Raw genomic sequence first — 26,586 nt, forward strand, 5'->3', positions numbered from 1 at the left:
CGCGCTTGGAGGCGCGCTCAGGCGGCCCGGACGCCGTCGAGGAAGCGGCCGACCTCTTCGGTCAGGTGCGCGGCCTGGGCCGACAGGGCGGCGGCGGCACCCAGAACCTCGCCCGCCGCCGCCTCGGTCGCGCCGGAGGCCGCGGCGACGCCGGCGACGTGGCCGGTGACCGCGGCCGCGCCCTGCGCCGCCTGCCCGACGTTGCGGACGATCTCGCGGGTCGCCGCGCCCTGCTGCTCCACCGCCGCCGCGATCGTGGTCGCCACGCCGTCGATGTCCCGGATCCGGGCCGTGATCGTCCCGATCGCCGCGACGGCCTGCCCGGTCGAGGCCTGTACCCGCCCGATCTGGCCCGCGATCTCTTCCGTGGCCCGGGCGGTCTGCTCGGCCAGCGCCTTCACCTCGGTGGCCACCACCGCGAAGCCGCGGCCCGCGGCGCCCGCGCGCGCCGCCTCGATCGTGGCGTTGAGCGCCAGCAGGTTGGTCTGGCCCGCGATGGTCGAGATCAGCCCGACCACGTCGCCGATCCGCGCCACGGCCTCGCTCAGGTCCCGGACCAGCGCGCCGGTCCGGTCGGCCTCCGCGACCGCCGCCCGCGCGAGGCCGGCCGAGCCGTCGACCTGCCGGCCGATCTCCTGCACGGAGGCGCCGAGTTCCTCGGCCGCCGCCGCCACGGTGCCGACGTTGCTGGCCGCCTCCTCGGCCGCGGCCGCGACGGTGGTCGACTGCCCCGCGGTCTCGGCCGCGGTCTCCGTCATGCCGCGGGCCGTGGCCTGCAGGCCGGCCGCCGCGGTCGAGACCTGCGCGACGATCCCGCCGACGGCGTCGGCGAACCGGTCGGCGACCTGCCGCATCGCGAGGCCGCGCTGACGCTCCGCGTCCTGCCGCGCCGCCTCGGCCTCGGCCTCCAGCTGCCGGGTGCGGATCAGGTTGTCCTTGAACACCTGCACGGCGCGGGCCATGGCGCCGATCTCGTTGTGCCGCCGGAGGCCCGGGACGGCAACGGCGGAATCCCCGGCCGCGAGGGCCTCCATGGCCGCGGTGATCCGCCGGATCGGCCGGAGCACGCCGCGGAACAGGGCGAGCAGCCCGAGGGCAACGAGCAGCAGGGTCGCGACCAGGGCCGCCCCGTCGCGCCACAGGGTGCTCCGCGCCGCCCCCGACAGGGCCTCGGCCCGCGCGACCATCTCGTCGAGGCAGACGAAGGCGAGGTCGACGAGGGTCACCTGCTCGGGCGTGTCGAGCTTGCGCGCCTGGGCGAGCGTCAGGCCCGGCGGCGCGCCGCGAGCCAGGGCCTGCGCCACGGCGCGCCGGCGGGCGAGGGGGGCGCCCTCGAAATTGTTCTCCCGGGCTCGCCGGAACGCGGCCTGGACCGTCCCGGACGCCTCGGCCGCGGCCTCGATCGCCGCGTTCCAGGCCGCGTCGAGCCGTCCCCGCTCCTCGGCGGCCGCGACGGTCTCGTCCAGCGACCAGGACGCCCCGGCCGCCAGGGATGTCTGCACGCGCAGCGCGACGGCGCCGTTGGCCATGCGCGTCGCCCACGCCGCCTGCTTCAGGGCGAGGTCGCGCCGGAGGAGCCCGTCGGACAGCGGGATCGCGGCGTCCACGGCGTCGCTCGTGGCGATCAGGGCATCGAGCATGGCCTGGAGGGCGGCCCTGGCCTCCGCCGTCACCGCGCCGTCGCGACGCGCGCCCGGCACGTCCAGGGCGGCGTCGACCCGCGGCCGGAGGCGATCGAGGCGGCCGCTCGCCTCGTGCAGCCGGCCGAGGGTCGCCGCCACGGCGGGCATTTCCAGACCGTCGAGGAGCGGCTGGGCCGCGGCGAGCCCCGCGATGGCCCGCTGCCGGTCGGCGTAGAGCGACGCGCGGGTCTCGGCCTCGACGGGCTCGGCGGCGGCGAGGAACTGCAGCGTCGCGCCCCGCTCGAACCGGGTCACGTTCAGCGTCTGGAGGAGGGCGCGGCTCGCCCGCACCAGCGCGATGACCCGCTCGGCCTCGGCGGCGTGCTGCCGCGCCTCCCGCACGGTGCCCGTCGCGAAGCCGAGCATGATCGTCGCCATGACGACGAGGACGAGGCTCATGGTCGTCCGGATGGACAGGTCCCCTACGCGCATCGTGCCTCGGCTCCGGTCGCCCGATCGGCCGGGCATACCAGATCATAGCAAGTTTTTCCCCGCACAGCCGGGACAATGCGGGCGGACTCAGTCACCGAACTGTCTTAAAATTTCCCCTTCCGAATTATTTATCTGCAAAACGACCGGATAATGGTCGGGCACAAGCGCAGGTATTCTCAGTCACCAATCGATCGGACGCGGATTTTTTGCGGAAACACTTTTATCTTCCCTGTGCGCAACGACACTCACGCTCGGAACGGCGCGCAGTCCGAGGGGTCTCGCGTCCCTCTCGGGGGGCGCCGCGTCAGCCGGCCAGAAGCGCGGCGAAATGGGCGACGAGCCGCCGGGCGACCTCGTCCTTGCCGAGGCGCGGCCAAGTCTCCACCGCGCCGTCCCGCCGGATCAGGTGCACCGTGTTGTCGACGCCGCCCATGACGCCGCCCTCGGCCGACACGTCGTTGGCCACGATGAGGTCGCAGCCCTTCCGGGCGATCTTCGCCCGGGCGTGCTCGACCACCGTGTCGGTCTCGGCCGCGAACCCGACCACGAGGGGCGGGCGCCCGGCCGGCCGGCGCGCGATCGTGGCGAGGATGTCGGGGTTCTCGACCAGCGGCATCGGCGCCGGCCCGGTGCCGTCCTTCTTGATCTTCTTGCTGCCCGCCTCCTGCTCCGGGCGCCAGTCGGCGACCGCGGCGGCGAAGACCGCGATGTCGGCCGGCAGCGCTTCCTCGACGGCCGCCAGCATCTGCCGGGCGGTCTCGACCCGCACGACGGCGACGCCCGGCGGGTCGGGCAGCGACACCGGCCCGGAGACCAGGGTCACGGCGGCGCCGGCCGCGGCGGCGGCGGCCGCGATGGCGTGGCCCTGGCGGCCCGAGGAGCGGTTGGCGATGTAGCGGACGGGGTCGATCGGTTCGTGGGTGGGGCCCGAGGTCACGAGCACGCGCCGGCCGGCCAGGGGCCTGTCCCCGCTCGGGGCGCCGAGCATCCGCTCCAGCGCGTCGGCGATCTCGTTGGGCTCGGCCATCCGGCCGGGTCCGGATTCGGGCTCGGCCATCCGGCCGGCATTCGGCCCGACGATCCGGACGCCGTCGCCCTCCAAGACCGCGCGGTTCCGGCGGGTGGCGGGGTGCGCCCACATCTGGACGTTCATGGCCGGCGCGATCAGGATCGGCAGGGTCGTGGCCAGCAGGACCGTGGTCGCGAGGTCGGCCGCGTGACCGCCGGCCATGCGGGCCATCAGGTTGGCGGTCGCGGGCGCCACCACTACGGCATGCGCCTGACGGGCAAGCTTGATGTGACCGATCTCGGCCTCGGAGGCGCGGTCGAACAGGTCGGTATGCGCCCGCTCACCGGCGAGCGCGGCCGCCGCCAGCGGCGTCACGAATTCCTGCGCCCCCGCGGTCAGCACCGGGCAGACGCTGGCGCCCCGCTCGCGCAGCCGCCGAATCAGGTCGAGGGCCTTGTAGGCCGCGATGCCGCCGCCGATGACGAGGAGGACGCGGCGATGGGCGAGGGTCTCGGTCATGCCGCCGACCCTCTGCGCGCCGGCGCGCGCGCGTCAAGCCGCCTCAGGCGGCGGCCGGGACGGCCGGCGCCTTCAGGCCGCCGAACCGGCGCTCCCGGCGGCCGAACTCGGCCACGGCCTCGGCGAGATCGTCGGGTCCGAAATCGGGCCACATCCGCTCGGTGAACAGCAGCTCGGCGTAGGCCGCCTCCCACAGCATGAAGTCGGAGAGGCGGCGCTCGCCACCGGTGCGGATCAGCAGGTCGACATCCACCGGGGAGCCGTGCATCGGGCCGGCCACCAGCTTGCCGAAGCTCTCGCGCGTCGGCTCCTCGCCGGCGAGGCGCTGCGCCGCCGCGATGATCGCGTCGCGGGCCGAGTAGTCGACGCAGATCCGCAGATGCAGCCGGGTCCCCGCCGCCGTGGCGGCCTCGGCGGCCGCGATCGCCTGTGGGATGCCGTCGGGCAGACGGTCGCGCCGACCGACGACGCTGAGGCGGGTGCCGGTGCGGGCGAGGCGCTGGGTCTCGTTGCGCAGGTACGAGCGCAGGAGCCGCATCAGGCCGCCGACTTCCTCGGCCGGCCGCTGCCAGTTGTCCGCCGAGAAGGCGTACAGCGTGAGCGTGCCGATGCCGTGATCCGGGCACGCCTCGGCGGTGCGGCGGATCGCCTCGACGCCCCGGTGGTGGCCGGCCAGCCGCGGCAGGCCGCGCTGCGTCGCCCAGCGCCCGTTGCCGTCCATGATGATCGCGGCGTGCAGGGCTCCCGGCACCGCTTCGCTTTGCATCGTAAAGTCTCCCGGCATGGGCGTGGCGTAGAGGTCTATCGAAACGGGATTAACATTCCCGGCGGGACGGGCGGTCTCACGCCGTTTTCGTGGCCGGATCGAGGCCGCGGACACCGGATTCGGGGCCGCGCTCGGCCGCCTCCGCGGCGTCCCGCACCACCTGCTCCAGCACGCCGAGATAGCCGATGAAGCGCCGACGCCCGACCGCCGTTAGGCGGCAGATCGTCTGCGACCGGTTCTGCGCGAAGCGCTTCTCGAGGCTCACCAGATCCGCCTCGCTCAGAACGGCCAGATGGCGGCTGAGATTGCCGTCGGTCAGCCCGCACAGCCGCTTGAGATCCGGGAAGGGCAGCCCCTTCGGGTGCGCCACCAGGGAGGTCAGCACGCTCAGGCGCGCCCGCTCGTGGATGATCCTGTCGAGCCCCTCGTAGGAGAAGCGCCCCTCGGAACGGTCAGCGGTCGTCATCGAAGGCCCGGGCCCCGTGATGGATGATCCCGGCCAGCCACGCCTGGCCGAACAGGAAGGGCAGGCCCATCGTCCAGGGCGACAGGGCCCGCGTCTCGGCCGAGACCGCCAGCACGGCGAGCCCGGCGAGCAGGTACCAGGCCCCGACGCCCTGAACCGCCCGGGGCAGGATCCGCGCCGAGGCGAACAGGCCGAGGCCGACCAGCACCTGCCAGAGACCCGGCAGCATCCAGACCTCGCCGGGGGCGAAGCGGGCGATGACCAGGGCGAGGCAGGCCCCCGCGCCCGCGGCCGGCAGGAACACCTCGATGGCGTTCCACACCATCGCGTCGGCGAGGCCGGAATGCAGGCGCCGGCTGCGCCGGACCGCCTCGACGCCGATCATCGCGAAGGCCGCGAGGGCCGCCGCGATCCAGAGGCCGAAGAACAGGCCCGGCCGCGCCGCGGGATCGCCGAGCCACAGCGCCTGCCCCGCCGCGCAGGCGAGCGCGAGGCCGCCGGTCCCGGCGACCGTCGCCGCGCCCAAGCCGCGGAACGCCGTGTCGCGGGCGATCTGCGAGCGGATGGCCACGATGTCGGCCAGCGCCTTGTCCAGGTCCTGCATGTGCCTCAAGCCCCCGGCCGCAGCATGCCGCACACCCCACTTTGCACCGCAAAGTATCGACGGGGTCGGCCCACCGCAAGCCGATTTCCGCGCGCGCATGCCGATCTTCTCAGCATCCGGGACCGCGGTCGAGTTCGCCCCCGGGTGAATTCTACCTATCGGTTGTATTCGCCACACCGTCTTTAGTGGAACGCCACGGCGCTCCGCGGCCGGTCCTCGGCATGGCCGGCGGCGGACGAAAGCCGTCAAACCGCACCCGCGCAGGGTTTCTCGGAGCGCGATCCGGGCCCATATTGTTCTCATGCCCGCACCGAAGAAACCGCGCGCCGCCTCCGTGACGGCCACGTCCGCCAAGGCGTCGAAGCCCGAGCTGAAGCCCCTGGACACCTATCTGGCGGAGCTTCTGAACCCGGCGCTCAACCGGAACCGTCCGGCCACCGTCGAGCCGCCCCCCGAGGCGCCGGCACGGCCGGGCCGCAAGGCGGGGGGCAGGAAGGGCAACCCGAAGGACGGGGTGCCCGCGGCCGCGACCCGGAGGGCCGAGATCGCCCGCGACGGCTTCGCGGAGGCACCCCAGGCGGGCTACGCGCTCGGCGACGCGGCCGATGTCGACCCCCGTCTGGCGCAGGCGCTCGGCCTGACGCCGCCCGAGGACGGCCCCGCGCCGGAGGGCGCCGATCTGCCGGATCCCGGCGGCGACGGCGGCGCCTCGGCGACGGTGAGCGCGCTCGAGCGGCTGCTCACCGAGGGCAACCCGCTGTTCAAGGACGGCAAGACCTGGACGCCCCACCGGCCGGAGCGGCCGCAGAAATCCGAGGGCGGCGTCCGGTTCACGCTCAAGTCGGAGTTCACGCCGGCCGGCGACCAGCCCCGGGCGATCGCCGAGCTCGTCGGCGGCGTGCAGGCGCTGGAGCGCGACCAGGTGCTGCTCGGCGTCACCGGCTCGGGCAAGACCTTCACGATGGCCAAGATCATCGAGGAGACGCAGCGCCCGGCGCTGATCCTCGCGCCCAACAAGACGCTGGCCGCGCAGCTCTACGGGGAGTTCAAGGCGTTCTTCCCCGACAACGCGGTCGAGTACTTCGTCTCCTACTACGACTACTACCAGCCCGAGGCCTACGTCCCGCGCTCCGACACGTTCATCGAGAAGGAATCCTCGATCAACGAGCAGATCGACCGGATGCGCCACGCCGCGACCCGCGCCCTGCTGGAGCGGGACGACGTGATCATCGTCGCCTCGGTCTCGTGCATCTACGGCATCGGCTCGGTCGAGACCTACACGGCGATGTCGTTCACGGTCTCGCTCGGCGAGCGGATCGAGCAGCGCCAGCTCATCGCCGACCTCGTGGCCCTGCAGTACAAGCGGATCCAGTCCGACTTCGCCCGCGGCACCTTCCGGGTGCGCGGCGACTCGATCGAGCTGTGGCCGGCCCACCTGGAGGATCGGGGCTGGCGGATCGGCCTGTTCGGCGACGAGGTCGAGAGCATCGTCGAGTTCGACCCGCTCACCGGCAAGACCATCTCCGAACTGAAGTTCGTGAAGGTCTACGCCAACTCGCACTACGTGACGCCGCGCCCGACGCTGCAGCAGGCGATCAAGGGCATCAAGCACGAGCTGAAGGGCCGGATCGAGGAGCTGACCAAGATGGGCCGCCTGATCGAGGCGCAGCGCATCGACCAGCGCTGCACCTTCGACATCGAGATGATCGAGGCGACCGGCGCCTGCAACGGCATCGAGAACTACTCCCGCTACCTCACCGGCCGGAAGCCCGGCGAGCCGCCGCCGACCCTGTTCGAGTACCTGCCCGACAACGCCCTGGTCTTCACCGACGAGAGCCACGTCACCGTGCCGCAGATCGGCGGCATGTACCGGGGCGACTTCCGCCGCAAGGCGACGCTCGCGGAGTACGGCTTCCGGCTGCCCTCCTGCCTCGACAACCGGCCGCTGCGCTTCGAGGAGTGGGACGCGATGCGGCCGATGACGGTCCACGTCTCGGCGACGCCCGGCAAGTGGGAGATGGAGCAGACCGGCGGCGTCTTCGCCGAGCAGGTCATCCGCCCGACCGGCCTCGTCGACCCGGTGATCGAGGTGCGCCCCGCCCGCAGCCAGGTGGACGACCTGCTGGGCGAGGTCCGGGAGGTGGCGCAGGCCGGCTACCGGACCCTCGTCACCACGCTCACCAAGCGTATGGCCGAGGACCTCACCGAGTACCTGCACGAGAACAGCGTGCGGGTGCGCTACATGCACTCCGACATCGACACGCTGGAGCGGATCGAGATCATCCGCGACCTGCGGCTCGGCGCCTTCGACGTGCTGATCGGCATCAACCTGCTGCGCGAGGGCCTCGACATCCCGGAATGCGCCCTGGTGGCGATCCTCGATGCCGACAAGGAGGGCTTCCTCCGCTCGGAGACCTCGCTGATCCAGACCATCGGCCGCGCCGCCCGCAACGCCGACGCGCGCTGCATCCTGTATGCGGACAATATCACCGGCTCGATGGAGCGGGCGATGGCCGAGACCGAGCGCCGCCGCGCCAAGCAGCTCGCCTACAACGCCGAGCACGGGATCACGCCGCAGAGCGTGAAGCGCGGCATCGCCGACATCCTGAGCAGCGTGTTCGAGCGCGACCATGTGCAGGTCGATACCGGGCTCGCCAAGGACGCCATCACGGTCGGCCACAACCTCAAGGCGGTGATGGCGGACCTCGAGAAGCGCATGCGGGCGGCCGCCGCCGACCTCGACTTCGAGGAGGCGGCGCGGCTGCGCGACGAGCTCAAGCGGCTCCAGGCGACCGAGCTGCTGGTCTCCGACGACCCGATGGCCCGGCAGGGCGACGTGGAGCGCGAGGCCGGCAAGTTCGGCCGGAAGCCGCCGCGCGGGGGCAGCCGCATCGCCAGGCCCGACCTCGACAATATGGGCCCGGGGACGGACCGGGAGCTGCCGGTGGGCGGCGCGGCGCCGGTCTGGCAGGAGCGGCCGAAGCCGCGCTCGACGCAGGGGCTCGGCGGTCAGAAGCCCAAATACAAGGGCGGCGGTGGGCGACGGCGGGGCTGACCCGGCCGCCGGGACCTCAGGCGGCCTCGCTGCCGCGGCCGAGGCCGTGTCCCGACCCGGCCTCGCCGGCATCGACGATGGCCTGCGCGATCCGGACCACGAGGACGTGGCAGGCCTCGTCGTAGGCGTGGGAATCCGCGCGGACCGCCGCCTCGACGACGGTCCCCGCCTGCTCGCGCACGATCTCGCGGGCGGTGCGCAGCGCGTCGGCGTAGGGCTCAAACGGTCGGGGCATCGTCGCGCTCCGGAGACGCCGGGCCTGGCCCGGATAGGCGGCTGGAACGAGCCGGGCGACGAAACTGTTCCCCCGGCCGCTGGACGTCGATGCCGCAGCGGCCCAGATCAGCCGCGATGAGTGACGAGCACGCGATGGCCTCAGAGACGAACCCGCCCCCGACCCTCGACGACGAGACCATGGCCTTCGCGGGCCGGGTCTTCCAGTACGCGCGGATGGGCCACTCCGAGGAGCTCGCCGACCTGTTCGGGCAGGGGCTGCCGGCGAACCTGCGCAACGACAAGGGCGACAGCCTGCTGATGCTCGCCGCCTATAACGGTCAGGCGGAGGCCGCCCGGGTGATCCTGGAGGCCGGCGGCGACCCGGAACTCGCCAACGACCGCGGCCAGACGCCGCTCGCCGGGGCGGCCTTCAAGAACGACCTCGCCGTCGCACAGCTCCTGCTCCGGCACGGAGCCGCGGTGGACGGGACCGGCGACGGCACCCGCACGGCGCTGATGACCGCGGCCATGTTCGACCGCACCGAGATGGTCGACCTGCTCCTCCAGCACGGCGCCGACCCGGATCGCCGCGACGCCTCCGGCCAGAGCGCCGCCGACATGGCCCGGGCGATGGGCGCCCAGGCGACGCCGGCGCAGCTCGACGGGGCGCCCCGGCGGCAGGCGTGAGGCCGCGTCGCGAGAAGACCTGTTCGGGCGCGACAGGCGCCGCACACGGGAGCACAACCTTGTCGCGATGGATCGGGGCCGCCCTGCTGGCCTGCCTTGCCGGAACCGCCGCCCTGGGTACGGCCTCCGCCGCCGAGACGCCCTGGCCGGCCTTCGGGCACGACCCGAGCAACCGCAACTTCTCCGAGCTGACCCAGATCAACCGCGACACGGTCGGCCGGCTGCGCCCCGCCTGGATCTTCCAGACCGGGATCACCGGCTACTTCCAGGCCCAGCCGGTGATGGTGGACGGCACCCTCTACGTCTCCACGACGCAGAACAACGTCGCCGCCCTCGACGCGAAGACCGGCAAGCCGCTCTGGACCTACACCCACAAGCCGCGCACCGAGAAGATCTTCGGCCCGCCCTCCAACCGCGGGGTCGCGGTGTCGGGGGGCCTCGTCTTCGAGGCGACCATGGACGGGCAGCTCATCGCCCTGGACGCCAGGACCGGCCGGATCGTCTGGGAGAAGGAGGCGGTGCGCCCGGAGGAGGGTGAGACCGAGACCGCCTCGGGCCTGGCCGCGACCCTCGGCGGCAAGCCCGTCCAGGGTTCGAGCCGCCTCGGCTTCAAGATGCCGCCGCTCGTCGCCGACGGGCTCGTCATCGTCGGCGTCACCGGCGCCGGCTACGGCCTCCACATCGAGGACGAGGCGGGCGGCCTCGACGGCGGCTCGGTGGTCGGCATCGAGGGCGGATACGGGCGGCGCGGCTGGCTCGCGGCCTACGACGCGAGGACCGGCGAGGAACGATGGCGCTGGTACGTCACGCCCTCGGAGGGCTGGGAGGGCGGCTTCGTGGAGAAGACCGCCGACGGCACGCCGCTCCACCGCGACATCGCCGCCGAGAAGGCGGCGGCGCCCGCCAACCGCGACGCCTGGCGGGTGGGCGGCGGCTCCCTCTGGATGACGCCCGCCTACGACCCCGATCTCGGCCTGATCTTCCTCGGCACCGGCAACCCGGCGCCGCAGAATTTCGGCCTGTCGCGCCCGGGGGACAATCTCTACACGATGTGCCTCGTCGCCCTCGACGTGAAGACCGGGAAGCTGCGCTGGTACTACCAGCAGGTGCCGCACGACGAGTGGGGCTACGACGTCGCCGCGCCGCCCTTCCTGCTGGACATGCCGGGCGGCGCCAGGGCGGTGGCCTCGGCGAGCAAGACCGGCTGGATCTACGTCCACGACCGCGCCACGGGGAAGCTGCTCGCGCGCTCGGCCCCGCTGATCGAGCAGAAGAACCTGTTCGCGCCGCCGACCCCGCAGGGCACCGTGGTGGCGCCCGGCCCGCTCGGCGCGGTCTCGTGGCCGCCCACCGCCTATGACGGAACGCGCGCCTACGTGCAGGTCCGCCACGGGGCGACGACCTACACGGTGAAGACCGTGCCGGCCGCCGCGGGGCGTCCGGAGATCCGCTACACGGAGACCGGGGAGGCCAGGGGCGAGCCGTCCTTCAGCACGCTCACGGCCGTCGATCTCGCGGACGGCGGCCGGATCGCGTGGTCGGTGCGCGGCGCGAGCCGCCTCTCCGGGGGCACCCTGGCGACCGCCGGCGGGCTCGTCTTCTCGGGCGAGGAGGACGGCCATCTCGACGCCCACGACGCGCGGGACGGCCGGATTCTCTGGCGCTTCCAGTGCGGGACCGGCATCAGCGGGCCGGCGATGACCTACGCGCTGGACGGCAAGCAGTACGTCGCGGTGGCGGCGGGCGGCGCCTCGTTCACCAGGGCGTCGGGCTTCGGCACCGGCGACGCGCTGCTGGTCTTCGCACTGCCCGATTGACCGCGAGGGCCCACAGCGCGGACGGATGTCGCGGCGCGCGGGACTCTCGACGCTGCGGCGGGACGGGACGCCCCGGCGCGGCCCCTTGGCTAGTGGGCCACGAACAGGGACAGCGCGCACAGGGCACTCGCGCCCAGTGCAAACGTCACGTCGGTCCAAGCGAAACGAGCCCTGCCAGGCATGCAGAATCTCCGCGCGAATACAGACCAACAAATTCCCGGACAAGTTGTTGCCGTCCGCTACCGGACAGAAGCCTCGCGGACGGTGGCCGGAGACGTTCGAGGAGGCAGGCCGGGACGGGTATGCTCACGACGCGCGGCCTTCCGCGGCCGGCGCGTGATGTCCGGGCGCCCGGGGCGCTTCAGCCCGCCGCGACGGCGTAGCGGGTGCGCAGCCGCAGGCCGAACACTGCCATCATGAACATGCAGCAGGTGGCGTTGTTGCCGTTGTAGAGCACCGTCTCGAAGGAGGCCGAGACCAGCCCGAGGAACCACAGCCTCAGGAACAGCAGGGTCTCCGCGTCGAGGCGCGTCCCGCCGGCCACGCGCTGCAGGTCGCGCACCGGGGCGAGCACGAAGGCCACCACGGTCAGGGCGAGGAACGGCAGTCCGCCGATCAGCGCGGTGTCGAGATAGGCGTTGTGGGCGTGGTCGACGGTGTTGACCCAGGTCAGCGCCTCGGAGCCGGCATACATGGTCCGCTCAGTCATCCAGAAGGCGCCGATCCCCCAGCCGCGCCAGGGCCGGATCGCGATGTTGTCGATGGCGAACTGCCAGATCTCGCTGCGGCCCGTGAAGGTCGCGTCGGTGAGCAGCGAGCCCACCGCCTCCTGGATCGGCGGCGCCAGCACCGAGCCGATCGAGATCAGCGAGAACCCGATCACCGGGCCGAGGAGCAGCAGGCGGCGCAGGAACCCGCCGGTCAGGACCTGGCACAGGCCGGTCACGGCGAGGATCACCGGCAGGAGCAGGATCGCGGTCTTGGAGCCGCTCGCCACCAGGAACCCGGCCGCCAGGAGCACGATCGCCCAGCCGAGGACGCGGCTCGCCACCCTGGCGACGTAGAGGCCCACGATCACCAGGATCACCATGGCGGCACCGGCCTCGTTCTTCTGCGGGAAGATCCCGCGCCAGAGGCCCGGGTGGCTCGGATCGGAATTGACGTCGAAGGCCGAGTGGATCGCGAGGTTCGGCACGAAGGCGACCGCGAGGTAGGAGGCGAGCACGATGACCAGGGCGGACCCGGCCATGGTCAGCGCCAGCTGGCGGGGCGAGCGGGCCACGATCAGCACGCCCGCCGAGAGCATCGCCGCGATGGCGAAGAGCGCGAGCCGCCGCAGCGACAGGCTCGGCTCGACGGAGAGCAGCGCCGTCGCCCCGAGCCAGAGGGCGCAGAGCACGAGGGGGCGGGTCACCAGGGGGCAGAGGTGGCGCACGCCGATCCGGTGGATCGCCGCCGCCATGGCGGCGCCGGCGCTGAGGAACAGGATCTGCGTTAGCAGGCTGCCGTCCTCGGAGGCCGCGAGCATCGACCGGTCGGACAGGTCCTTCAGCCAGACGTGGTTCCAGAGCAGGACGAAGACGGCCCCATTCAGGAGCACGCGCAGAACGTCCGGCACGTCGCGGCCCGCGACGCCGCGCTGCCGGCCGTCGGCCGGGATCCCGATCGCCGCGTCCGCAGAAGCCATGCCGTCCCACCGCGAGGCCGCGCCGCGCGGCCAGGACCATTCTAGCGGCCTGCAGGTGCGGGGCGATGGAAAATCAGATGTTGCACCCCGCGATCGCGCGATAACCTTGACGCGATCCAGGCGGGGTCAGCGCCGCATCGTGTACTGCGAGCGGCCGGCGGATTGCCGCATCAGGAAGGACGCCATCTCGGCCAATTCCGGCGCCTTCGAGCGGAAGGTGACGGACAGCGCCAGCAGCGTGTCCTTGTGGTCGAGGCCCGGGTAGAGCCGCTCCTGGACCGGGACGTGCTCGGCCCGCAGCTTGGCGGCGAGGCTGACCGTGTGCCGCGGCTTCACCACGGTGTCGGCGTCGCCGGTCGCCAGGAAGGCGGGGGGCGAGAGCGGGCCCACGAAGGCGACGGGCTGCGTGGCCTCCGGATCGGGCGCCTTGCCGAACACCTTGACGGTGGTGTCCTGGTCGAACGGCAGGAAGTCGTAGGGGCCGGACAGGCCGGCGACGGCCTTGATCACCTTGGGATCGACCCCGGCGGCGATCACGTAGCGCGGGTCGAGGCCGAGCATCACGGCGTTGTAGGCGCCCGCCGAGTGGCCGGCGAGCACGATGCGGCGCGGGTCGCCGCCGTATCCGGCGATGTTGTCGCGCACCCACGCGATGGCCTCGGCGCCGTCCTCGAGGAAGCCGGGGAACGGCGCCTCCGGGTAGAGCCGGTAATCGGGCAGCACCGTGACGAAACCCTGCGCCGCGAGGGCGTGCCCGACGAAGGCGTAGTCGTCCTTGGCGCCGCTCTGCCAGGAGCCGCCGTAGAAGAACACCAGGACCGGCGCGTTCTCGGCGCCCGCGGTGGGAACGTAGACGTCGAGCCGCCGCCGCGGACCCTCGCCGAAGGGCTGGTCCTTCGCGGCGAGCCGACCCCCCGGATCGCGCGGGCCGATCGCGTCGAACAGCGCGAGCGGCGAGGCAGCGGTGAAGCCGAACGCGGCGAGCCCGAGGCAGAGGAGGCTAGCGAGCGCGGTGAGGAGACGTGTCATATCCCATCCGGTTGTCCCGACCGGGCCATACCGCACCGCCCTCGGGGCGGATTGATGACGCTCTCGGGGCGGATCACGAAAAATCAGGTCCGCAGCACGAAGCAGGCGCCGCCGACCTTGCGGATGCGGCCGCACAGGTCGTCGGCCGCCTGCCGGCTCTGAGCCGGGATGCGGATCCGGTAGAAGGCGCGGGTCCCGCGGTTGCGCAGGCGCGTGCCGATGATCATCGGCCGCACCTCGCCGATCACCCCCGCGTAGGCGCTCCGCGCGCGGTTGAAGCTCTGCAGCGCCAGAGCCTTGGAGAAGTTGCCGGCGAGCTGGATGCCCCAGGGGGCGGCCGGCCCCTCGTTGAGGCCGAGGGCGAAGCGGTCGCCGCGCGACGGGACGCGCAGGCTGGCGGTGACCTGCAGGCAGGTCTGCGGCGCTTCCGGCTTGGTCTCCCTCTTGGCCTCCCCCTTGGCCTCCTTCTGGTCCGTCGCGTCCTTCTCACCCTTCGCCTCGGACTTGTTGTCGGACCTGCCGTCGGACTTGGCGGGCGCGCCGCCCTCCGGGAACTCGATCGCCTTGCCGGGGCCGGTCCGCCAGTCGTCCACCGGCTGGCCGGTGATGTTGGCCACGTAGGCCCGCGTCTCGGCGGGCAGGCCGCCGTCGCCGGCGAGCCACTTGCTCACCCGCGCGGCGCCGCCGTTATAGGCCGCGGCGGCGAGGCCCAGATTGCCGAACTGGGTCCTCAGGTCGGCGAGCAGGTGGGCCGCGTGCGGGATCGCCTGCTCGGGATCGAACGGGTCGAGGAGGCCGCGCTCCCGGGCGGTCCCGGGCATGAACTGCGCGACGCCCTGCGCGCCGGCCGGACTCACCACCCCGACGCGAAAACTGCTCTCGCGCCAGATCAGGCGCGTCAGGAACGGTACCGGCAGGCCGCGGGCCTTAGCCGAGTCGTCGATGAGGCGGCACAGGGCCTGCTCGACGGTCTCGGTCGCCCCCTCGGACGGGGCGGCCGCGGCCGGCTGCGCGCAGGCGAGGGCGATGAGCAGCGCGCCGAGGCGCAGGGGCGGGGCGGTCACGCCGCGCATGTAGCGACGCGCGAGGTAGGATCAATCCGCGCGGCCAACCTTCCTGGGGGAACATCCGGCCCCGGCGCACGAGCGTTGCACCTTTGCACACTGGCGCGACCGGGCCGCGCCGTCGTAGCGTCCCGGGCTCAGAGAGCCGCCTCCGACGCGGCCCCACGGGAGGAACCGCCGATGTCCGATCCGGCAACCCTGCGCGGCCTGTCCGGCCTGAGCCCCGCGCCGGCCCCGCTCAGGGGCTCGGCGCTCGTGATGATCGACCTGCAGCAGACCTACCGGGAGGGCGTGATGCGGCTCGACGGCGTCGAGCCCGCGCTCCGGGAGGCGGCGGCGCTCCTGCGACGGGCGCGCGACGCCGGCATCCCGGTGATCCATGTCCGCCACGATGCCGGGCCGGGCTCGCCCTACGACGTGACCGCCCCGATCGGCCAGATCAGCCCGGAAGTGGCGCCGCAGGGCGACGAGCCGGTGATCACCAAGGCCTATCCGAGTTCCTTCGTGGGCACCGACCTCCAGGCGCGGCTCGAGCAGATCGGCGTGAAGGACGTCGTCCTGGCGGGCTTCATGACGCATATGTGCGTCAACTCCACCGCCCGGAGCGCCTTCAACCTCGGATTCCGCCCCACCGTCGTGGCGGCCGCCACGGCGACGCGGGACCTGCCCGGGCCGGACGGCGCCGTGGTGCCGGCGGCCCAGCTCCAGGCCGCGAGCCTCGCGGCCCTCGGCGACCTGTTCGCCGTGGTCGCGCGCGGGCAGGGCGATATCCCCGACTGAGACGGCGGACCGCTCCCGGCACCGGTCGAGGCCGCGCGATCAGGCCTGGAGCCGCCCGATCTCGGCGATCACCGCCCCGAGGCCCGGCCGCCCGTCGGGATCCGGCCCGGTGCAGGCCTGCGCCAGGGCGCACAGGGAGTCCGGCAGCGCCGCGCATCGGTCGAGCAGCTCGCCGATCAGGATGCCGACGGCGCGGACCTCGACCCGCGCCAGGGCCGCGCCGAGCGGCCCGTCCGGCAGGGCCGAGGCGGCGCCGAAGTCGCTGAGCACGGCCGCGCCGGTCCCGGCATCCCAGAGCGTGTTGTGGGCGTAGACGTCGCCGTGCAGCAGGCCCCGCCCGTGCAGGTGCGCCACCGCCTCGGCCACGGCGCGGGCGATCCGCAGGACCGTGTCGGCGCCGAGGCGCAGGTCCGGGTCGTAGACGTCGCGGCTGCAGCTCGCGAGGCTCGGTGGCCCGGCGAGCGCGCGCCAGTGCGCCGGCAGGAGCCGGAGCAGCAGGCCGCGGGCACCGTCGGGATGGCCCTCGAGCCGGCCGAGCGCGCCCGTGAGGGCCGGGTGCGTCCCGGCGGCGAGGCAGGCCTCCATCTCCCGCTCGGGCAGGCCGTCGCTGGTCATCGCGCCCTTGAACAGCTTCAGGGCCACGTCCTCCCCGCCGGCCGGCCCCCGCCACCGCGCCCGGTGGACCCGCCCCGAGGCGCCCTCGCCGAGCAGGTCGCCGACGGCGAGGTCGGCCCACGGCACCGCGGGGGCCGCGACCGGCGCCGTCGCCGGCTCGGCGGGGTTGCCGGCATAGGCGATCCAGGCGAGGCGGGGCAGGCGCGCGAGCCAGGGCGGGAGCGCCGCGAGGCGATTGCAGGCGAGCCGGATCAGCTCGAGGTTGCCCGCCCCCGACAGGCTGTCGGGCAGCGCGGAGAGCCGGTTGCCCGCCAGCATCAGCTTCTGCAGGCGCGGCCGCTCGCCGAGGGCGGCGGGCAGCTCCGCGATCGCGTTGTCGGTCAGGGTCAGCCAGCGCAGGTCGCGCGGCAGCGACTCCCCCGGTACCTCGCGGATGCCGCAGCCGCGGAAGCCCAGCTGGCTCAGCGCCGGGCAGGCGCCGAGCACCGGCGGCAGGCGCGCGAACGGGTTGCCGGAGCAGAACAGCACGCGCAGACGGTGCAGGCGGCCGAGATCGTCCGGCAGGTCGGTGAGGCTGCCCCGGCCGAGATCGAGCACCTCGAGGGTGTCGGCGAGGGCGAAGACCTCGCGCGGCACCTCCGTCAGGCCGTCGGGCAGCCGCAGCTCGCGCGCGCCGCCGAGATCGCCGCGCCGCAGGGCAGCGAGGGTTTCGCGCCGGTCCAAGCCTCAGCCCCGCTTGAAGAACGCGTCGGCCGCGCCCTGCGCCGCCTGCTTGGCGGCCCGCGCCGCCTCGAGCCGGGCGATCTCGGCGCGCAGGAGCGCGACGCGCTCGTCGAGATCCCCGAGCGAGAGCGTGTCGAGGGGCTGCCCGATCTCGTGGGCCACGGCCTTGCGCGGCCGGTCGTCGTCGTCCCGCACGTCGTGTCCTCCCTACAGGAACGGTGTTCCGGCCCCGTCCCAGGCGAGGCCGAGATGGGCCGCCACGGTGGCGCCGATATCCGCGAAGGTCTCCCGCCGGCCGATCGGCCGGCCGGCCACGCCGGGGCCGAAGGCCAGCACTGGGACCTGCTCGCGGGTGTGGTCGGTCCCGGTCCAGGTCGGATCGTTGCCGTGGTCGGCCGTGATCACCGCGAGGTCGCCCGGCGCCAGCGCCGCCAGGATCTCGGGGATCCGCGCGTCGAACGCCTCCAGCTCCGCGGCGTAGCCCGGCACGTCGCGGCGGTGGCCGTGCTCCGTGTCGAAATCGACGAGGTTGACGAAGATCAGGCCGCCCTCCGGCAGCGTCGCCAGCGCGTCGAGCCCCGCCGTCACGCAGGCCGCGTTCGGGCCCGGCCTGATCTCGCGCCCGGTGGCGCGGTGGGCGAAGATGTCGCCGATTTTGCCGACGCTCACGACCGCGCGGCCGGCCGCCTCGGCGCGGTCGAGCAGCGTGCGCCCGGGCGGGGCGACGGCGAGATCCTTGCGGTTGCCGGTCCGGCGGAAGCCCGCCTCCGGCGAGCCCACGAACGGCCGGGCGATCACCCGGCAGACGCGGTAGGGGTCGCACAGGCGGCGCGCCACCCGGCACAGGTCGTAGAGCCGCTCCAGCCCGAACGCCTCCTCGTGGGCGGCGATCTGGAACACGCTGTCGGCCGAGGTGTAGCAGATCGGCCGGCCGGTCCGGAGATGCTCGGCGCCCAGCGCGTCGATGATCGCGACCCCGGGCGCGTGGCAGTCGCCCAGGATGCCCGGGAGGCCGCCCTCGGCGACGAGCGCGCGGATCAGCTCCGGCGGGAAGGCCGGCCGGGTCTCGGGGAAATGCCCCCAGGGCTCGGTCAGGGGCAGGCCGGCGATCTCCCAGTGGCCGGAGGGCGTGTCCTTGCCGGCGGCCGTCTCCACCGCGTGGCCGTAGGCGCCGCGCGGCGGGCCGGCCGGGGCGAGGTGCGGCGGGATCCGGCCCGAGGCCCCGGCGGCCGCCAGGCCGAGCCCGAGTTCGGCGAGGTGGGGCAGGCGCAGGGGGCCCGCGCGCAGCCCCGCCCGGTCGCCGCGGCCCTCCGTGCAGCGCTCGGCGATGTGCCCCAGCGTGTCGGACCCGGCATCGCCATACGTGTCCGCGTCCGGGGCCCCGCCGATGCCCACGGAATCGAGGACGATGATGAGCGCGCGCGCCACGGTCAGGCGGGCTCCAGCTCGGCGGGGGCGTCGCTCTCGAGGGCGAAGGCGGCCTTGAACAGGGCGCGGGTGTAGGGGGTCTGTGGGTTCGCGAAGATCGTCTCCGCGGCGCCCTCCTCGACCACGCGGCCGTTCTGCATGACGATCACGTAGTTGGCGAGCGCCCGCACCACCTTCAGGTCGTGGCTGATGAACAGGTAGGCGAGGCCGCGCTCGCGCTGGAGGTCGCGCAGCAGGGTCACGATCTGCGCCTGGACTGAGCGGTCGAGGGCCGAGGTCGGCTCGTCGAGGACGACGAAGCGGGGATTGAGCACCATCGCCCGCGCGATGGCGATGCGCTGGCGCTGGCCGCCGGAGAACTCGTGCGGGTAGCGGTCCATGGCGGCCGGATCGAGCCCGACATCGGTGAGCGCCTTGGCGACCACGGCCCGGCGCTCCGCTCGGGAGCGCGCCGTGCCCTGGACCACCAGTCCCTCGGCGACGATGTCGGCCACCGACATGCGCGGCGACAGGGAGCCGTAGGGATCCTGGAAGACGACCTGCATGTCCTTCCGCAGCGGGCGCATCTGCGCCGCGCCGTAGCCGTCGATCGCCTTGCCGAGGAAGACGATCGGGCCCTCCGAGCCCGTGAGCCGCAGGAGGGCGAGGCCGAGGGTGGTCTTGCCCGACCCGGACTCGCCCACGACGCCGATGGTTTCGCCGGTCCGGACCCGCAGGGAGACGCCGTCCACGGCCCTGACGTGGCCGGTGACGCGCCGGAGCAGGCCCGACTTCAGCGGGAACCAGACCTTCAGGGGGCCGGCCTCCAGGAGCGGGGCGGCGTCGGCCGGGACGGGGTTGGCCCGGCCCTTCGGCTCGGAGGCGATCAGGCGGCGCGTGTAGGCGTGCTGCGGATCCGCGAAGACGGCCTTGGTGGCGCCGGCCTCCACGATCTTGCCCTTCAGCATCACGCAGACGCGGTCGGCGATCCGCTCGACGATGCCGAGATCGTGGGTGATGAACAGCATCGCCATGCCGAGGCGCTTCTGCAGGTCGGCGAGCAGCGCCAGGATCTGCGCCTGCACGGTCACGTCGAGGGCCGTGGTCGGCTCGTCGGCGACCAGGAGGTCCGGCTCGCAGGCGAGCGCCATGGCGATCATCACGCGCTGGCGCTGGCCTCCGGAGAGCTCGTGCGGGTAGGCGCCCATGCGCCGCTCGGCGTCGCGCAGGCCCACGAGTTCCAGAAGCTCCAGGATCCGGCGGCGGGCCGCCTTGCCGGCGAGGCCGCGGTGCAGGCCGAGCACCTCGCCGATCTGCCGCTCGATCGTGTGGAGCGGGTTCAACGAGGTCATCGGCTCCTGGAACACCATGGTGATGTCGGCGCCGCGCACGTCCCGCATCGCCCGCTCGGGCAGCCGCGCGAGGTCGCGGCCCGCGAACAGGATCCGCCCGTCCTGGCGGGCCGCGGGGTCGAGGAGGCGCAGGATCGCCAGCGCGGTCACCGACTTGCCGGACCCCGATTCGCCCACGAGCGCGACGGTCTCGCCGCGGCGGATGGTGAAGGAGACGCCGTCGACCGCCACGGTCTCGCCCTCCCGCGCGCGGAACGCCACGGAGAGGTCCTCGACGGCGAGGAGCGGCTGGGGATCGGCCTCTGACATGAGCCCCTTATAGCGCGCCCGGCCCCGGACCCTAGCCCGCGCGGACGCCGCACGGGGCGGGCCGGCACGACGCGGCCGGACGGGCGGGCGCGCGGTCCCGGGAGGTCGGCCCCGCCTCCTGCGGAGCCCGGACCTAGCGCAGGGGCGCCCCGGGATCGATCGCCGGCAGCTCGTTCGCCGGGAGCCCCGTTCCCGCCTGGGCCTGCGGCCCCGCGGTGCCGCGGGCGCGGTTGGCGAGGGCGACGGTCAGGCGCTCGGCGGTCTCGGGCTGCATCACCGCCAGGACCTCGGACATCTTGCGGGGGTTCATGGCCAGCACGATCGGGACCAGCACGTCGAGCCCGAGCCGGTCGAAGACCCGGGCTGCGTCCTTGGGCTTCATCGCCTCGTACATCGTGACGATGTTCTTCAGGGCCTGCTTCTCGGCGTCCTCCTTCGCCTTCGCGACGGCGTCGACCTTGTCCTCGGCCTTCTTGAGGTCGCCGAGCCCGGTCTCGAGCTTGCGCTCGGCCTCGCCCAGCATCTTCTCGCGCAGCTCGAGCTCGTCGCTCTTCTGACGCAGGGCGTCGCGCCGGGCACCGAGCTTCTCCAGGAGCAGGCGCTCGGTGGGCGAGGCCGAGCTCCCGGCCGCTGGCGGTGCGGACTGGGCCGGGGCCAGGGGAGGGGCCGTCGGCTGCTCGGGCGCGGCTGCCGGCGCCTCCTTGGCGCCCACCGAACCGGTCGTCACCGGATCGAAGGGCTCGAAGCCGGTGCGCGCCCGGGCGACCGCGCGCCCGTATTCCGGCAGCGCCGCGCTCTCCGGCAGGCCGGCCTGCAGCAGGCTGAGCAGCTTGAGCACGAGCAGCCCACCGGCCGCGAGCGCCACGGCGTCGATGAGGCGCAGCCGAAACTGCCGGACGGGCTTCCGGCGCGCGCGCCGCTCGGGCGTCGCGGCGCGGCGTATCCGCTCCTCGGGATCCGGCTTCGGCGGCGGGATCTTCGGGGCCTTGACCCCGGTCACGCGGCGCGCGCCCGGACGCGGGCGAGGGCGCGCTCGCTCATGGCGAGCGCCGCCGCGGCCGCCACGCCGAGGCGCTCCCCGTTCGGACTGGCGTGCTCCGGCCGGCGCTCGGCCGGGATCTCCGGCGCGCGCGTCGGCTCGGGGACCGCCTGCGGCGCGGGCCTCGGCTCCGGCGCGGGCTCGGGACGGACCGGCACGGCGCGCATCTGCGCCACGATGGCGCCGATGCGGGTGATCACGCCCTCGCCGGCCTCGACCTGCAGCCGCAGCTCGCCGGCGCGGATCGTGGCGGTCTCCAGGCTCGCGTTCAGGGTGCGGTCGCCCTCGTCGATCGCCGCCCGCAGGCCCGCGATGGCCCGCTCGGCCGTGCCGGTCGCCACCATCAGGTCGCCGATGGTCTGGCGGAGGGCGGCCTCGTCGCCCTTCATCTGGCCGATGCGGCGCGAGAGCCGGAGGGACGTGACGATGGTCGCCGCCAGGAGGACGGCGACCAGGATGTCGGCCGCGAGGGTGACGAAGAGACTCATGACCGGACCCTCATCGGCACTAATTGTCCGAGCGGTTGTTCATCGAGGCCTCGTAGGCCTGGATCGTCGTGCGCGAGCGGCGCAGCGGCCGGGTGACCTGGACGGCGATGTGGCCGTCGACCCGGCCGATCCGCCCCTGCGTCAGCGCCCAGTCGCCGCAGCGCACGGTGATGAGGTCCGAGGGCTTGGCCTCGAACATCAGCGTCTCGCCGACCTTCAGGCTCATGACCTGCTTCAGCGGCAGCATCATCTCGTGCAGCACCGCGTCCATGGTCACGTCGGCCTGCCAGATCTCGGTGGCGAGATGGCCCTCCCAGACGTGGTCGCGGCCGAGCTTCTCGCCCATGAAGCTCTGGGTCAGCAGCTCCCGGATCGGCTCGATCGTCGCGTAGGGGAACAGGATCTGCAGCATGCCGCCGCGCCCGTCGACATCGAGGCGCAGGCTGATCAGGATCGCGGCGTTGCCGGGCCGCGTGATGGTGGCGAAGCGGGGGTTGGTCTCGATCCGGTCGATGCCGAAGCTCACGGGCGAGAGCGGCTGGAACGACATCTCGAGATCGCCCAGCACGATCTCGACGAGGCGGCGCACCAGCGTCATCTCGATGGCGGTGAAGGGCCGGCCGTCGAGGCGGCTCGACGAGCCGCCGCGCTTGCCGCCGAGCAGCAGGTCGAAGGTCGCGTAGGCGAGGTTCGAGTCGACCGTGACGAGGCCGGAATTCTCCCACTGCTCGGCCCGGAACACGCCCAGCAGCGTCGGCAGCGGGATCGCGTTCAGGTAGTCGCCGAAGCGCACCGAGGTGATGTTGTCGAGGGTCACCTCGACGTTGTCCTGGAACAGGTTGCGCAGGGAGGTCGACAGCAACCGGATCATCCGGTCGAAGACGATCTCCAGCATCGGCAGGCGTTCGTACTGGACGACGCCCGAATCGACGATGGCCTGCACGCCCCCGGCCCCGGAGGCCGAGAGCTCGCGCATGGAGAAGCCGAGGACGCCGTCGATCTCGTCCTGGTTGAGCACCCGGTCGTTGCCGGCGAGCTCGGGGAGGTTGTCGCTCTCCCCGTCCTCGATCATCGTCGCCCATTCGGCGGCGACGTCGCCCGCGTTGCGCGTGGTGCCCTGCTCGGCGAGCGCCGCGCCCCACTCCTCGGCCAGCGACGTGTCGCCGCCCTCGGCCCCCTGCTCCAGGAGGGCTGCCGACCAGTCGTCCTCGGGGAGTTCGTCCTCGGGTTCCATCAGGCGTGCTCGATCGGGGCCCGGCGCGGCGCGGCGCGCGATGGACGGGGCAGGGTCGCGGGCGCGCTCACTGGACGATCACGTCCTTGAACAGCACCGCGTCGACCTTGGCGGGGTACAGGGCGATGTTGATCCGGCGCAGAAGCTCCTCGCGCAGCCGGAACAGGCCCATCGAGTTGGTGATGTCGCTGGCGCGCAGCTCGCGCATGTAGACCTGCAGCGCGTCCTCGACCCGCGGCATCAGGGGCTTCACCTCCTCCTCGACCTTGGCGTCCTTCAGCTCCAGCGAGATCCGGACCTTCGCGTACTTGGCCTTGTCCTGGGGCAGCTCGGGAGAGAGGTTGAGGAGCATCTCGCGCACGTCGACGAAGACCACGGCCTTCTTGGCGTCCGGGCCGGCGCCCTTGGCGTCGCCGTGCCCGCCGCCATGGCCGCCGCCCTGCGCGGCTTCCTTGCCGTCGCCCTGACCGCCGCCGCGCATCATCAGGAAGGCGCCCGCGCCGCCGCCCGCGATCAGGACCGCGAGGGCCACCATGATCATGAGCTTCTTCTTGCCCTTCGGGGCGCCCTCGGCTTTGGTCTCGCCGTCCTCGGCGGAGGCCTTTTTCGGCGTCTTGGCCATGGAATAATGCTCTCTCGCGGGAGACCGCGCGCCAGGTACACCTGGATATCGGAGCATCACGGTTAACGCGCCGTTAAGGAGGCAATTCCTGCCGGGTCAGGTTTGCCGCGGCGCAGCCCCCGCGCTGCCGCGACACGCGAGCGTCGCTAACCAAGTCCCTGTCACACCGCTAAAATTTGCCACAGACGGGTTTGGCACAGCGGATGCTGAATGGATCGTTGCCGCCTCCGCGGCCCGCGAGTCCCAGAGTCCACGATGCAGAATGCCCTCTTCGTCGGCGTGTCGAGCCAGATGGCGCTCCAGCGGGAGCTGGACGTGATCGCCAACAACATGGCGAACGTCTCGACCACGGGCTTCAAGGCGCGGAACACCCGCTTCGAGGAATACCTGATGCCGGTGGCGAGCGCGGATTCGTTCGCCCGGCCCGACCGGCGCCTGTCCTACGTCATCGACCAGGGCACCAGCCTCGACCTCGGGCAGGGCCCGATCGAGCAGACCGGCAACCCGCTCAACGTGGCGGTCAAGGGCTCGGCCTTCATCGCCGTGCAGTCGCCCCAGGGCGAGCGCTACACCCGGAACGGCGCCTTCGAGCTCGACGCGCAGGGCACGCTCGTCACCAGCGACGGCTACAAGGTCGTGGGCGAGGGCGGCCCGATCAGCATCAACCCGCAGGAGACCGGCCTCGCCATCGGCCCCGACGGCACCGTGTCGACCAACCTGGGCATCCGCGGGCGGATCAAGCTCGTCACCTTCGCCAACCCGCAGCGGCTGACCAACGAGGGGACCAACCTCTACGCCTCGCCGGAGCCCGCCCGCCCCGCCGGGATCGACGGGCGCCTGGAACCCGAGTCGCTGGAGCGCTCCAACGTCCGCCCGGTGATCGAGATGACCCGGCTCATGGACGTGAACCGGACCTACGCCATGGTGTCGAGCATGATCTCGCGCCTCGACGACCTGCGGGGCACGGCGATCCGCCGCCTCGCCGACGTCGCCTGAGGAGGCCTGACCGATGCGCGCCCTCTACTCCGCCGCCACCGGCATGGCGGCCCAGGAACTCAACGTCCAGGTCATCTCCAACAACATCGCGAACCTGCGCACCACCGGCTACAAGCGCCAGCAGGTGCACTTCCAGGATCTGCTCTACCAGAACATGCGCCGGGCCGGCGCCTCGACCTCGCAGCAGAACACCCAGCTCCCAGCGGGCCTCAGCCTCGGCTCGGGCGTGAAGACCACCTCCACGGCCCGCGTGATGTCGCAGGGGACGCTGTCCTCGACCGAGAAGGATTACGACGTCGCGATCCGCGGCGACGGGTTCTTCCGGGTGACGCTGCCGGACGGCCGGACCGCCTATTCCCGCGACGGCTCCTTCGACCTCTCGGCCCAGGGCCAGCTCGTCACCCGCGACGGCTACCTGCTCGATCCGGCGATCACCGTGCCGCAGAACGCGACGTCCGTGACGATCAGCGCCACGGGCGTCGTGCAGGCGAACATCCCGGGCCAGACGGCGCCGCAGGCGCTGGGCCAGTTCCAGCTCTCGCGCTTCGTCAACAAGGTCGGCCTCGAGTCGATCGGCGACAACCTGTTCGTCGAGACCGCCGCCTCCGGGCAGGCGATCAGCGGCCTGCCGGGCGCCGACGGCTTCGGCAACCTCCAGCAGAGCTACCTGGAGGAGGCGAACGTGAACGCCGTCACGGAGATCTCGTCCCTGATCGCCGCGCAGCGCGCCTACGAGATGAACTCGAAGGTCGTCACCGCCGCCGACCAGATGCTCTCCACCACCACGCAGATGTTCCGCAGCTAACCGCGCGACCCGCACCGCGCTTCAGGTCCCTGAACATGTATGCCGGCATGCATCCCGACCCGCTCGATCCCGACTTCGAGACCCTCGACCTGCCCCGCATCGCCGCGGGGGCCGGGGACGACATCAGCCCGATCGTGCGGCGCGTCCCGCGGCGGGTGATGCCCCTCGGCGCCGCCGTCATCCTGCGCGCGCTGCTGGCCTTCCTCACCTTCGCGGCCCTCGGCGCCCTGGCGATCCCGGCCATGGCGCGGGCGGAGGGCCTGCGGCTGCGCGGCGACGTCACCGCCCGCGGCGACGTCCTGACGCTCGCCGATCTCGTCGAGGGCGCGCCCGAGCGCCTGGCCACGCGCCCGCTGTTCCGCGCGCCCAGCCTCGGCGCCACCGGGACGATCCAGACCCGCCGCATCCTCGACGCGGCCTCCGCCCTGGGCCTCAGCGGCCTGGAGACCGGCGGCCGGCTGCAGATCGCCGTGCAGCGCGCCGCCCGCCGCCTCGGGCCGGCGGAGATCGAGGCGGCGCTCAAGCGCGGCCTCGAGACCGGCTACGGGCTCAACGCCCAGAACATCGCGGTCCGCCTCGACGGCGACGGACCGACCCTGCTGGCGCCGCTGGACCTCGAAGGGCAGGCCGCGGCCCTGGACCTGACCTACGATTCGCGGACGCGCCGCGTCGCGGGCCTCGTCACCCTCGGCGAGCGGCAGGTCTCGCTGCGCGTCTCCGGCGTGGTCGTGGAGCTGCGCGAGGTGGCGGTGCTCACCCGGAACCTCAACCGCGGCGAGCCGGTGAGAGAGGGCGACGTCGCCCTGGAGCGGCGCCCGCGCGAATCCGTCGCCCCCGACGCGCAGGGCAGCGCCACGACCATCCTCGGCGAGGTCGCGCAGAACACCCTCACGGCCGGCACCGTGCTGCGGGTCACCGACACGGCCCCGCCCGACCTGGTCGCCCGCGGCGAGAACGTGACCATCGTGTACGAGACGCCGAGCATCAGCCTGTCGATGCGCGGCCTGTCGAACGATTCCGGCCGCATGGGCGCCGTCGTCAACGTCGTCAACGTCGCCTCCAAGAAGGTCCTGCAGGCCACCGTGATCGGCCCCGGCCGGGTCTCGGTGAGCCCCAGCCCCGCGGCCCGGCAGGCCGCCGGCGCCGCCCCCGTCCAGGCGACCGCCTCCCTGCGCTGACCGCC

The 26,586-nt window shown here is 73.2% G+C and carries 24 protein-coding genes; 7 read left to right on the forward strand and 17 right to left on the reverse strand.

The genetic code is table 11. The features are described 5' to 3' along the window. Positions 1 to 17 precede the first annotated feature (17 nt). The 5 genes from ABIC30_RS17525 to ABIC30_RS17545 form a co-directional block, all read right to left on the reverse strand. Positions 18 to 2,114: a methyl-accepting chemotaxis protein gene (locus ABIC30_RS17525; RefSeq protein WP_354455830.1), complete on the reverse strand. Its 2,097-nt coding sequence runs from the start codon at positions 2,112 to 2,114 to the stop codon at positions 18 to 20. Between the two features lie 304 nt (positions 2,115 to 2,418). Next, positions 2,419 to 3,642 (reverse strand): bifunctional phosphopantothenoylcysteine decarboxylase/phosphopantothenate--cysteine ligase CoaBC, encoded by a 1,224-nt coding sequence (gene coaBC, locus ABIC30_RS17530; RefSeq protein ID WP_354455831.1) that lies wholly within the window; start codon positions 3,640 to 3,642, stop codon positions 2,419 to 2,421. A 43-nt stretch (positions 3,643 to 3,685) separates the two neighbouring features. Next, positions 3,686 to 4,408, reverse strand: coding sequence for a di-trans,poly-cis-decaprenylcistransferase (locus ABIC30_RS17535; RefSeq protein WP_020093610.1), 723 nt, complete (start codon positions 4,406 to 4,408; stop codon positions 3,686 to 3,688). Between the two features lie 76 nt (positions 4,409 to 4,484). Then, on the reverse strand, positions 4,485 to 4,874 hold the full coding sequence (locus ABIC30_RS17540) for a transcriptional regulator (protein ID WP_020093611.1): 390 nt from the start codon (positions 4,872 to 4,874) through the stop codon (positions 4,485 to 4,487). Next, a complete protein-coding gene (locus ABIC30_RS17545; RefSeq protein ID WP_020093612.1) occupies positions 4,861 to 5,478 on the reverse strand; it encodes a hypothetical protein in 618 nt (205 codons plus the stop codon). The genes ABIC30_RS17540 and ABIC30_RS17545 overlap by 14 nt, the downstream gene beginning before the upstream one ends. Positions 5,479 to 5,779: 301 nt before the next feature. Between ABIC30_RS17545 and uvrB the strand changes: the two genes are divergently transcribed. Continuing rightward, positions 5,780 to 8,533, forward strand: coding sequence for an excinuclease ABC subunit UvrB (gene uvrB, locus ABIC30_RS17550; protein WP_020093613.1), 2,754 nt, complete (start codon positions 5,780 to 5,782; stop codon positions 8,531 to 8,533). Positions 8,534 to 8,549: 16 nt separating this feature from the next. On the opposite strand, the gene ABIC30_RS17555 is transcribed toward uvrB, so the two are convergent. After that, positions 8,550 to 8,768 (reverse strand): hypothetical protein, encoded by a 219-nt coding sequence (locus ABIC30_RS17555; RefSeq protein WP_042674712.1) that lies wholly within the window; start codon positions 8,766 to 8,768, stop codon positions 8,550 to 8,552. Between the two features lie 134 nt (positions 8,769 to 8,902). Between ABIC30_RS17555 and ABIC30_RS17560 the strand changes: the two genes are divergently transcribed. Both ABIC30_RS17560 and ABIC30_RS17565 read left to right on the forward strand, forming a co-directional pair. Next, positions 8,903 to 9,436 (forward strand): ankyrin repeat domain-containing protein, encoded by a 534-nt coding sequence (locus ABIC30_RS17560; protein ID WP_354455832.1) that lies wholly within the window; start codon positions 8,903 to 8,905, stop codon positions 9,434 to 9,436. Positions 9,437 to 9,495: 59 nt separating this feature from the next. Then, positions 9,496 to 11,253, forward strand: a complete 1,758-nt coding sequence (locus ABIC30_RS17565; RefSeq protein ID WP_502915843.1) for a pyrroloquinoline quinone-dependent dehydrogenase — start codon at positions 9,496 to 9,498, stop codon at positions 11,251 to 11,253. A gap of 361 nt (positions 11,254 to 11,614) precedes the next feature. On the opposite strand, the gene ABIC30_RS17570 is transcribed toward ABIC30_RS17565, so the two are convergent. The 3 genes from ABIC30_RS17570 to ABIC30_RS17580 form a co-directional block, all read right to left on the reverse strand. Beyond that, a complete protein-coding gene (locus ABIC30_RS17570) occupies positions 11,615 to 12,940 on the reverse strand; it encodes an O-antigen ligase family protein (RefSeq protein ID WP_354455833.1) in 1,326 nt (441 codons plus the stop codon). 126 nt (positions 12,941 to 13,066) lie between these two features. After that, complete coding sequence (locus tag ABIC30_RS17575) at positions 13,067 to 13,969, reverse strand: alpha/beta hydrolase (protein WP_042674716.1); 903 nt, start codon at positions 13,967 to 13,969, stop codon at positions 13,067 to 13,069. A gap of 83 nt (positions 13,970 to 14,052) precedes the next feature. Next, the gene (locus ABIC30_RS17580) at positions 14,053 to 15,042 is read right to left on the reverse strand and encodes a lytic transglycosylase domain-containing protein (RefSeq protein WP_020093619.1); all 990 of its coding nucleotides are present in this window, start codon (positions 15,040 to 15,042) and stop codon (positions 14,053 to 14,055) included. Between the two features lie 171 nt (positions 15,043 to 15,213). Here ABIC30_RS17580 and ABIC30_RS17585 point away from each other — a divergent pair, with 171 nt between their 5' ends. Continuing rightward, positions 15,214 to 15,813, forward strand: coding sequence for a cysteine hydrolase family protein (locus ABIC30_RS17585; protein ID WP_020093620.1), 600 nt, complete (start codon positions 15,214 to 15,216; stop codon positions 15,811 to 15,813). 39 nt (positions 15,814 to 15,852) lie between these two features. Here the strand turns inward: ABIC30_RS17585 and ABIC30_RS17590 are convergent, their stop codons facing one another. From ABIC30_RS17590 to fliL, 8 genes are all read right to left on the reverse strand, one after another. Continuing rightward, positions 15,853 to 17,151, reverse strand: a complete 1,299-nt coding sequence (locus ABIC30_RS17590; protein WP_020093621.1) for a leucine-rich repeat-containing protein kinase family protein — start codon at positions 17,149 to 17,151, stop codon at positions 15,853 to 15,855. A 3-nt stretch (positions 17,152 to 17,154) separates the two neighbouring features. Then, a complete protein-coding gene (locus ABIC30_RS17595; protein ID WP_012317818.1) occupies positions 17,155 to 17,346 on the reverse strand; it encodes a DUF1192 domain-containing protein in 192 nt (63 codons plus the stop codon). Positions 17,347 to 17,358: 12 nt separating this feature from the next. After that, on the reverse strand, positions 17,359 to 18,579 hold the full coding sequence (locus ABIC30_RS17600; protein WP_020093622.1) for a phosphopentomutase: 1,221 nt from the start codon (positions 18,577 to 18,579) through the stop codon (positions 17,359 to 17,361). A 2-nt stretch (positions 18,580 to 18,581) separates the two neighbouring features. Continuing rightward, the gene (locus ABIC30_RS17605) at positions 18,582 to 20,219 is read right to left on the reverse strand and encodes an ABC transporter ATP-binding protein (RefSeq protein ID WP_020093623.1); all 1,638 of its coding nucleotides are present in this window, start codon (positions 20,217 to 20,219) and stop codon (positions 18,582 to 18,584) included. 133 nt (positions 20,220 to 20,352) lie between these two features. Beyond that, positions 20,353 to 21,219 carry a MotE family protein gene (locus ABIC30_RS17610; protein ID WP_354455834.1) on the reverse strand — a complete coding sequence of 289 codons (867 nt, stop codon included), beginning with the start codon at positions 21,217 to 21,219 and terminating at the stop codon, positions 20,353 to 20,355. Continuing rightward, positions 21,216 to 21,746, reverse strand: coding sequence for a DUF6468 domain-containing protein (locus tag ABIC30_RS17615; RefSeq protein ID WP_020093625.1), 531 nt, complete (start codon positions 21,744 to 21,746; stop codon positions 21,216 to 21,218). The genes ABIC30_RS17610 and ABIC30_RS17615 overlap by 4 nt, the downstream gene beginning before the upstream one ends. Before the next feature lie 19 nt (positions 21,747 to 21,765). Further along, positions 21,766 to 22,983, reverse strand: coding sequence for a flagellar motor switch protein FliM (fliM, locus tag ABIC30_RS17620; RefSeq protein WP_091681367.1), 1,218 nt, complete (start codon positions 22,981 to 22,983; stop codon positions 21,766 to 21,768). 64 nt (positions 22,984 to 23,047) lie between these two features. Continuing rightward, positions 23,048 to 23,602, reverse strand: coding sequence for a flagellar basal body-associated protein FliL (fliL, locus tag ABIC30_RS17625; protein ID WP_354455835.1), 555 nt, complete (start codon positions 23,600 to 23,602; stop codon positions 23,048 to 23,050). Between the two features lie 255 nt (positions 23,603 to 23,857). On the opposite strand from fliL, the gene flgF reads away from it, so the two are divergent. The 3 genes from flgF to flgA are packed head-to-tail and all read left to right on the forward strand — an operon-like array spanning position 23,858 to position 26,581. Continuing rightward, the gene (gene flgF / locus ABIC30_RS17630; RefSeq protein WP_020093628.1) at positions 23,858 to 24,598 is read left to right on the forward strand and encodes a flagellar basal-body rod protein FlgF; all 741 of its coding nucleotides are present in this window, start codon (positions 23,858 to 23,860) and stop codon (positions 24,596 to 24,598) included. Between the two features lie 13 nt (positions 24,599 to 24,611). Then, complete coding sequence (gene flgG / locus ABIC30_RS17635; protein WP_020093629.1) at positions 24,612 to 25,403, forward strand: flagellar basal-body rod protein FlgG; 792 nt, start codon at positions 24,612 to 24,614, stop codon at positions 25,401 to 25,403. Between the two features lie 35 nt (positions 25,404 to 25,438). Then, positions 25,439 to 26,581, forward strand: a complete 1,143-nt coding sequence (gene flgA / locus ABIC30_RS17640; protein WP_354455836.1) for a flagellar basal body P-ring formation chaperone FlgA — start codon at positions 25,439 to 25,441, stop codon at positions 26,579 to 26,581. Positions 26,582 to 26,586 lie beyond the last annotated feature (5 nt).

The organism is Methylobacterium sp. 1030 (genome assembly GCF_040544715.1).
Taxonomy (GTDB): Bacteria; Pseudomonadota; Alphaproteobacteria; order Rhizobiales; family Beijerinckiaceae; genus Methylobacterium.

Bases quoted from the DNA above. Each gene is read 5' to 3' on its own strand.
- coaBC (WP_354455831.1), bottom strand. From the start codon at position 3,642: ATGACCGAGACCCTCGCCCATCGCCGCGTCCTCCTCGTCATCGGCGGC.
- flgF (WP_020093628.1), top strand. From the start codon at position 23,858: ATGCAGAATGCCCTCTTCGTCGGCGTGTCGAGCCAGATGGCGCTCCAG.
- ABIC30_RS17560 (WP_354455832.1), top strand. From the start codon at position 8,903: ATGGCCTCAGAGACGAACCCGCCCCCGACCCTCGACGACGAGACCATG.
- flgG (WP_020093629.1), top strand. From the start codon at position 24,612: ATGCGCGCCCTCTACTCCGCCGCCACCGGCATGGCGGCCCAGGAACTC.
- ABIC30_RS17580 (WP_020093619.1), bottom strand. From the start codon at position 15,042: ATGCGCGGCGTGACCGCCCCGCCCCTGCGCCTCGGCGCGCTGCTCATC.
- ABIC30_RS17525 (WP_354455830.1), bottom strand. From the start codon at position 2,114: ATGCGCGTAGGGGACCTGTCCATCCGGACGACCATGAGCCTCGTCCTC.
- ABIC30_RS17575 (WP_042674716.1), bottom strand. From the start codon at position 13,969: ATGACACGTCTCCTCACCGCGCTCGCTAGCCTCCTCTGCCTCGGGCTC.
- ABIC30_RS17540 (WP_020093611.1), bottom strand. From the start codon at position 4,874: ATGACGACCGCTGACCGTTCCGAGGGGCGCTTCTCCTACGAGGGGCTC.
- ABIC30_RS17615 (WP_020093625.1), bottom strand. From the start codon at position 21,746: ATGAGTCTCTTCGTCACCCTCGCGGCCGACATCCTGGTCGCCGTCCTC.
- uvrB (WP_020093613.1), top strand. From the start codon at position 5,780: ATGCCCGCACCGAAGAAACCGCGCGCCGCCTCCGTGACGGCCACGTCC.
- ABIC30_RS17555 (WP_042674712.1), bottom strand. From the start codon at position 8,768: ATGCCCCGACCGTTTGAGCCCTACGCCGACGCGCTGCGCACCGCCCGC.
- fliL (WP_354455835.1), bottom strand. From the start codon at position 23,602: ATGGCCAAGACGCCGAAAAAGGCCTCCGCCGAGGACGGCGAGACCAAA.
- ABIC30_RS17535 (WP_020093610.1), bottom strand. From the start codon at position 4,408: ATGCAAAGCGAAGCGGTGCCGGGAGCCCTGCACGCCGCGATCATCATG.
- ABIC30_RS17570 (WP_354455833.1), bottom strand. From the start codon at position 12,940: ATGGCTTCTGCGGACGCGGCGATCGGGATCCCGGCCGACGGCCGGCAG.
- ABIC30_RS17545 (WP_020093612.1), bottom strand. From the start codon at position 5,478: ATGCAGGACCTGGACAAGGCGCTGGCCGACATCGTGGCCATCCGCTCG.
- ABIC30_RS17605 (WP_020093623.1), bottom strand. From the start codon at position 20,219: ATGTCAGAGGCCGATCCCCAGCCGCTCCTCGCCGTCGAGGACCTCTCC.
- ABIC30_RS17585 (WP_020093620.1), top strand. From the start codon at position 15,214: ATGTCCGATCCGGCAACCCTGCGCGGCCTGTCCGGCCTGAGCCCCGCG.
- flgA (WP_354455836.1), top strand. From the start codon at position 25,439: ATGTATGCCGGCATGCATCCCGACCCGCTCGATCCCGACTTCGAGACC.